The organism is Nocardia takedensis NBRC 100417 (assembly GCF_000308695.1).
GTDB classification, from domain to species: domain Bacteria; phylum Actinomycetota; class Actinomycetes; order Mycobacteriales; family Mycobacteriaceae; genus Nocardia; species Nocardia takedensis.
The window spans coordinates 70,618-77,442 of record NZ_BAGG01000061.1 but is presented as its reverse complement, the minus strand read 5'-3'; the positions used below and the strand labels follow the sequence as shown (position 1 = coordinate 77,442).

Below are 6,825 nucleotides of genomic sequence, written 5' to 3'. Positions count from 1 at the left end.
ATATGCGGATTTTCAGACTTTTGTCCCGAACTCGACCGCCATTTCCGCCGCGGGATTGGGATCTCGCGAATCGGGTACGCTGCAAGTCGCTTCCACGGTCGACCGCAAGTGGCCCAGCACACCGCCGGCCAGATCCATGTGATATAAAACACACAACTGCTGGCACCCGCCCTCAGTCTCCGAGCACTCCGCTCCGCCGACCCCGCGACGGCATACGGCACTGCGATCGGCGCTGTCGGTGCCTCGTCACAGTGACATGGCCGTTCGATTCGTCGCCCGCACAATCCCGGCCGTGCTCGTACCAAATCGGCCGTCTCCGCGCGGTGACCTGTCCACACCTTCCGGGAATCGTTGTCGCCGTCGGCGACACCGGTCCCACGATGGAATCCGGAGCCGCCCAAGGACGATTGACGGAGTTGCCATGTCGGACCCCACCAAACCCGCGCGCCGGGCCCGCGCCGCCGCACGCGCGATGCTCGGCGCGACCGCCGTCGCCGCCCTGCTGCTGCCGGTCACCCTCGGCATTCCGGCCGCGACGGCCGTCGCGTCCGCGACGCCCGACCTCGCGCTCGGCTTCCGCGGCCCGGACACCGCGATCGTCGTCCTCGGCTACGGACTGCTGCCCGACGGGACCATGCGCCCGGAACTCGTGGCCCGCCTGCACGCCGGTTTCGCGCAGGCCCTGCTCGCCCCCGCCTCACCCGTGATCGTGACCGGCGGCAATCCGCGCAACGGCGTCACCGAGGCGCAGGCGATGGCGGATTGGCTGATCGGCCACGGCATTCCGGCGCACCGGGTGCACATCGAGGCCGGGGCGGCGGACACGCTCCAGAACGCGGCGGGCTCGGCGCGGGTCATCCACGAGATCGGCGCGCGCGACGCAGTCGTCGTCACCTCCGCCGACCACATCGAGCGTGCGGTGGGTGATTTCGTCGGCGCGGGCGTCACCGTCGTCGGCGCGGTCACCCCGGATCAGCTCCCGCTGCTCGCGCTCCCCTTCGGTTCGCGGATCTGACCCCGCATGGCCGGTCCGCGTACTCCCCTGCCGTTGCCCGTCACCGGGTCGCGCGAGCCGTTGCGGCGCCACCCCGTCGTGCGCGGCGTTCGGCACACGACCGGACCGGTCACCGTGCGGGCGGAGACGATCGCGGAATTCGCGCGCACGGTCCGACACCCGCGGTCGCAGGTCGATACGGGCGGGTCCGGCGCGGTCGCGCCCGTGTCGTTCGCCGCGACCGTTCTCACGCCCGCCCTCGGCGCCGTACTCGCCGAGGTCCTGCCCGACCCCGCGGCCGCGCGACTGCTGCACCTCGACCAAGTGGTCGAGATCCGCAGGCAGGCGATCGAGGGCGATCGGCTCCTGTGCCGGACCGCGGTCGACTCCTACCGTCACTTCGCCGACTACCACGTCCTGGCGATCCGCAGCGCGCTCGTCGACCGGCGGGGCGCGGTCACGCTGTCGGCGACGACGTCGCTGCTCACCCGGATCGGCGGCGACCGCCCCTCGCTCGACCGCGGCGACGCGACCTTCCTGGAGACCGACGAACCCGACATCCCGACCGAGGACGCGGTCGTGCCGCTCGCGCGGTTGCGGATCGGGACCGTGCTCGCGCCGTGGTCGACGGCGCTGACGCGCGCGGATCTGCTGCGCTACGCGGCGTTGACCGGTGCGGGGTCGATGGCGCCGAGCACGATCGAGACCGCGCTGGCCGTGAGCTATCTGGACAGGCGATTCGGGCCGGGCGCGACGCCGCGGCGTCTGCGCACCCAGACCTCACGCCACCTGCACCACCTGACCGTGCCGGTGCCGGATTCGGCGACCGTCGTGTTCGGCGGGCGGATCACCGGACTCGACGCGGCGCGCGAGCGCGCGACCGTCGCGGTCACCGCGCGCTGCGGCGGACGCGACCTGTTCAGTCACGCCTCGATCGACCTGCGGCTGCCGCGCTGATTCGGCGGCAGGCCCGATCGGGCGACTCCCCGACCACCGCGCGATCGGCCCGTCCGGCGACGCCGCGGCGGCCCAGCGGCGCACGGCCGGTGTCCTCCGCGCGCCCGTGCTCCGCCTCCGCGCGGCGGTCGACGGCGCCGTGGTGTGCCTGCGCGGTCGCACCGGTCGACGCGGCGGCCTCGCCGTCGGCGGACTCGATGACCGGGTACAGGCCCGGGGCCCGCCCGGATGCCCGTACGCGGTGGAGCAGGTCGTGGGTCAGGTCGGCGAGTTCGGGGACGCGCTCGGTGGGGCCGGTCGCGACGGCGGCGGTCATCGGGACGCCCGCGGCGTTGCCGACCCATTCGAGCACCTCCGCCGTCACGGTGGGCGGGGTCAGCGCGGCGGCGGTCGCCTCGACGGGGACCAGGACCGTGCCGCCGTTGGTGGACAGCAGCGACAGCGCCCGCGAGCCGAGCGGATCGGCCAAGGCGGCCTGGACCCGGCGCAGTTTGTAGCGGGCGGCCACGGTGCCGCCGCCGGGACCGGATTCGTCGGGGTGCGGCGGGATGTGCACCGCGACCACCTGGTAGGCGGGCGCGATCGCGATGCCGGCCTGCCGGGCCACCCGCTCGACGCCCCGGCCCGCCAGCAGCGCCGAGACGAGTGTCTGCGCCGCAGTCTGGTGCTCTTTGGCCACGACGCGATGTTCTTCGACGTAGGCGGTCGACGCCGCGAGGGTGACCATCTCCAGCGCGCGCACGATCAGTCGCGCGCCCGCCACCACCTCTTCGGGATCGTCGGCCTCGGCCTCGGCGGCGAGGAATTCCAAGCCCGAGCGGATGCCGTCGTGGTATGCGCCGAGCACGGTCTCCAACGCCACGCCTTCCCGGGCCCAGCGGACCGCGGAACCCACGATCTCGGCGGGCTGGGCGGTGGGCGCGGGCGCGCGCCCGAGGGTGCGTACGGCCGCCGCCAGGCAGTGCCGGGTGACCTCGCCCAGATCGTCGGGTCCGGTTCCGCGGCCGGTACGCGCCAGGTGCTCGCGCAGTCGGTCGGTCAAGCTCGCCGAGTTCGCTCCGGCTCTTCTACCCGCCATGACTCGACGCTAGTCACGCGAACCCGGCCTGGCTCCTCCCGCGCGCCCGAACTTGGTATCTCCCGACCCTTTACACCGCATATTGGGCCGAATCACAAGGCGATCACGGTTGTTCGCGAGCATTTTCCACGCAAGGCGGCGACGACCCGCCGGGACAATGCATTTCGGCGAGTCCGGATTGCCGCTCGGTGTTCCGGCACGCACGCCCCGGTATTTGCGGCCCGAGCCGAAACATCGACGAAACACCGGGGGCGCGGCGTCGGCCGCGCATTTACCGACGCCGCGCGAATTCACCGTAGAGGCGGCGCGGCGCCAGGCCACGAAGTCTGTGGCCGATCACGACGGAAGCCGGCGCGGGCCGGTGCCGACCACAACGATTCGCGCGCCGACCGATAGGGTCGGATGACCAAGAGCGCGCGCGAAGCCGCTGTGAGCTGTCCCATGAGATCGGCTGATCGGCTGTGCCGTAGATCTCATCGCGGCTAACATCGAGCGCCGCACCCCCGATGTACGGCGAACCCGTCACGAAGGGGCAGCTACACCGAGTTCGAAGGACAGCACGACACTTATGAGCGGCACGCGAGAAAAGCTGGAAGAACTCCGGGACATCCTGGAGCTCGCCGAGGAACCCGCCGGCGAGACCGGTATCGCGAAACGCAAGAGCAAGGGGATACCCAGCGCTCGCGAACGCGTCCGCATGTTGCTCGACCCGGGAACGTTCGTGGAAATCGGCGCGCTGATGCGTCAGCCGGGCGGCGGCGAGAACGCCATGTACGGCGACGGCGTCGTCACCGGCCGCGGCTACATCGACGGCAGGCCCGTGGTGGTGATCGCCCACGACCAGACCGTGCACGGCGGCTCGGTCGGCGAGATGTTCGGTCGCAAGGTGGCCGCCGCGATGGAATTCGCCGAGGACAACGCCTGCCCGGTCGTGGCGATCAACGATTCCGGCGGCGCCCGCATCCAGGACGCGGTCACCTCGCTGGCCTGGTACGCGCTGATGTGCCGCCGCCAGGAGTACCTGTCCGGGTTCGTGCCGATGGTCGCGGTCATGCTCGGCAAGTGCGCGGCCGGATCGGTCTACGGACCGGTCAACATGGACGTGCTGGTGGCCACCGACAAGTCCTACATGTTCGTCACCGGCCCCGAGGTCATCAAGGCGGTGACCGGGCATTCGGTGACCGCCGAGGAGCTCGGCGGCGCGGCGGTGCAGGCCGAGATCGGCACCATCCACCACGTGGCCCCCGACGAGCGGGCCGCCTTCGACTGGGTGCGCGACTACCTGAGCTACCTGCCGTCGAGCTGCCTGGAATCCCCGCCGATCGTCAACCCGGGCCTCGAACCCGAGCGGACCGCCTCGGACCTGGAGCTGGACACGATCATCCCGGACTCGGACAAGGTCGGCTACGACATGCGCGACATCCTGCTGCGCATCTTCGACGACGGCGCCTTCCACGAGATCTCCGCCGCGACGGCCCAGAACCTGATCACCGGCTTCGCGCGGGTCGACGGACGCAGCGTCGGCGTCGTGGCGAATCAGCCGATGGTGCTGGGCGGCGCGCTGGACGCGCAGTGCTCGGACAAGGCGACCCATTTCATCCGCCTGTGCGACGCCTACGGCATCCCGCTGGTGTTCGTGGTCGACACCCCCGGCGTGCTGCCGGGCGTGGAGGAGGAGCGCGCCGGGGTCATCAAGCGCGGCGGCCGGTTCTTCCGCGCCGTCATCGAGGCGACGGTGCCGGTGGTGACGATCGTGACCCGCAAGGCCTACGGCGGCGGCTACGCGGTGATGGGCTGCAAGCAGCTCGGCGCCGACATCAGCCTGGCGTGGCCGACCGCGCGGATCGCGGTGATGGGCGCGGAGAGCATGGTCGGGATCGTCGGACGCAAGCGCCTCGAGGCGGTGCCCGCCACGGATCGCCCGGCCGTGCGTCAGCAGATGATCGATTTCTACAACGCCACGCTGGCGACCCCGTGGATCGCGGCCGAGCGCGGCTACATCGACGCGGTGATCGAACCGTCGCAGACCCGCCTCGAGATCCGCAAGGCGCTGCGGCTGCTGCGTGAGAAGGACGCCGTGCGCAGGCCCAATCCACGCAAGCACAGCCTGTTGCCGGTCTGATCCAGCACCGCCGCTACCCGAGCCCGGTTGTGTTCGCGCACAAGGCAACCGGGGTGAGGTCGGTGAATCGTCCCAACTCGACCCGGCCGCCGGGCCCGCGCGTTCGCGATACCATACGCTCGCTCGTGTGCCCGGCCCACGTCGCCGCGTTGCGGCCACGGCACGCGGCAGCGCCCGTCGGGCCGGTCCCTACCCCGTCCCGGCGGGCGCGCCGCATCCCCAGCGGCACAGGCGCACTCAGTTCGCGCCCTGCCCGCCCCAGCCGGTCCCCAGCGTGGCCCATTCGAGTTCCCAGCGCTTGGCGCGGCGGCGATCGAGCCCCAAGCGCAACGCCAGATAGCCTGCGACACAGACGATCAGCGTGCCGGCCACGACACCGACGCCTGCCAGCACCGCGCGACTCAGCGGGCGCGTCTCGGCGGGCGGTGCGACGATCCGTTCCCGCGAATCCAACCAGATCGGCACCGTCGCACCGGGTTTGACCATCACATCGGAGTGGTGCTCACCCGTGCGCACCTTGCCGTCTGCCGAGGTCCAACGAACCTTCACCGGGGTGATCGGCGCGTAGAGCGGGGTTCGGCCCACCTCGGTCACCGTGGCCTGCACCCGGTGCAGACGCGAGGTCTCGGCACGCACCTGGGCGAGTTCGCCGGCGTACACCGGTCTGCCGACGAACAGGATCGCCAGCGGCACCGCGAGCAGGACCGCCAGCATCACCAGCGCGCCCGCGCAGGTCTGGCACCGATCCTCCACGCGACGCAAGGGATTGCGGTCGAGGCCCACCCGGCGGCAGGCCCGGTGGACGGCGTCGTCCGACCTCGTCGTCATGACATCGACTCCTCGTACTGCGATTCGATCACCAACTCGTCCAAGGTCGCGAAGTACCGGTCGACGAGTTCGGGCAGCGCCGCGGGGTCGTCCCCGCCCGCCCACGCCTGCAAGGCGGCCAGCAGCATCGCCGACCCCGCCGCCACGGCCGCGGCGGGCCGTGCGTCGACCTCGGCGTCGACGTCGAGCCGAGCCGCGAGGATGCGCACCGATTCCCGCAGGCCCTCGGCCCTGATCCGCTGGTAGCCGGCCAGCAGCGCGGGTTCGCGCTCGACCCGGCGAAACAGCTCCCACCGGCGCGCGGTCACCTCGCCCGGCCCCTCGCCGTGCGCGTCGGCCAGCCAGTCGTGGACCGCGGCGCGGAAGGCGGCCAGCGGGGGTTCGTGGGCGGGACGGCGCAGCAGCGCGTCGTTGAACTCGTGGGCGTCCTGGTCGACCTCGCCGAGCACTGCTTCCTCGAGGGAGCCGAAGTGCCTGCTGAAGGTGCGCCGGGTGACTCCGGCGCGCTCGGCGATGCCCTCGACGTTCACCGCCTCCAGACCGCGTTCGGTCAGCAGGTCGACGGCCGCGCGCGACATCGCCGCGCGGCTGCGTCGGGTGCGCAGCCTGCGCCCGTCGAGATCGTCGTCGATGCCCACGTCTCCATCCTACGACTATTGTCCCGTCGGGACATTACCTTGCCCGCGCCGCGGCGGCGGGCCGCACCCAGCCCGGATAGCCCTCGGATATCACGGTGAAACGAACGGAATTCCGAGAACGCATTCATGACTTGTCCCAAAAGATCATCCGAATGCGCACCGGAGATCGCGGGCGGACGCCCGGCGAATTCTGTGGACATTCCCGAAA

Annotated in this window: 6 protein-coding genes; 3 read left to right on the top strand and 3 right to left on the bottom strand. The window is 71.4% G+C overall.

Annotated elements, in window-relative coordinates; all coding sequences use genetic code 11:
• Positions 1-421 precede the first annotated feature (421 nt).
• Both ON30_RS12715 and ON30_RS12710 read left to right on the top strand, forming a co-directional pair.
• The gene (locus tag ON30_RS12715; RefSeq protein WP_040706870.1) at positions 422-1,015 is read left to right on the top strand and encodes a YdcF family protein; all 594 of its coding nucleotides are present in this window, start codon (positions 422-424) and stop codon (positions 1,013-1,015) included.
• Positions 1,016-1,021: 6 nt separating this feature from the next.
• A complete protein-coding gene (locus ON30_RS12710; RefSeq protein ID WP_040706867.1) occupies positions 1,022-1,951 on the top strand; it encodes an FAS1-like dehydratase domain-containing protein in 930 nt (309 codons plus the stop codon).
• Here the strand turns inward: ON30_RS12710 and ON30_RS36080 are convergent.
• A complete protein-coding gene (locus ON30_RS36080) occupies positions 1,914-3,029 on the bottom strand; it encodes an RsbRD N-terminal domain-containing protein (protein ID WP_174387480.1) in 1,116 nt (371 codons plus the stop codon). The two genes, ON30_RS12710 and ON30_RS36080, sit on opposite strands and share 38 nt — an antisense overlap.
• A 568-nt stretch (positions 3,030-3,597) precedes the next feature.
• Here ON30_RS36080 and ON30_RS12700 point away from each other — a divergent pair.
• The gene (locus ON30_RS12700) at positions 3,598-5,151 is read left to right on the top strand and encodes an acyl-CoA carboxylase subunit beta (protein ID WP_040706865.1); all 1,554 of its coding nucleotides are present in this window, start codon (positions 3,598-3,600) and stop codon (positions 5,149-5,151) included.
• A 237-nt stretch (positions 5,152-5,388) separates the two neighbouring features.
• Here ON30_RS12700 and ON30_RS38415 read toward each other — a convergent pair whose 3' ends face one another.
• Both ON30_RS38415 and ON30_RS12690 read right to left on the bottom strand, forming a co-directional pair.
• Entirely contained in the window at positions 5,389-5,979 is a 591-nt protein-coding gene (locus ON30_RS38415; RefSeq protein ID WP_040706863.1) for an Rv1733c family protein, read from the bottom strand.
• Positions 5,976-6,617 carry a TetR/AcrR family transcriptional regulator gene (locus ON30_RS12690; protein WP_040706861.1) on the bottom strand — a complete coding sequence of 214 codons (642 nt, stop codon included), beginning with the start codon at positions 6,615-6,617 and terminating at the stop codon, positions 5,976-5,978. Before ON30_RS12690 ends, ON30_RS38415 begins: the two co-directional genes overlap by 4 nt.
• Between the last annotated feature and the right edge of the window lie 208 nt (positions 6,618-6,825).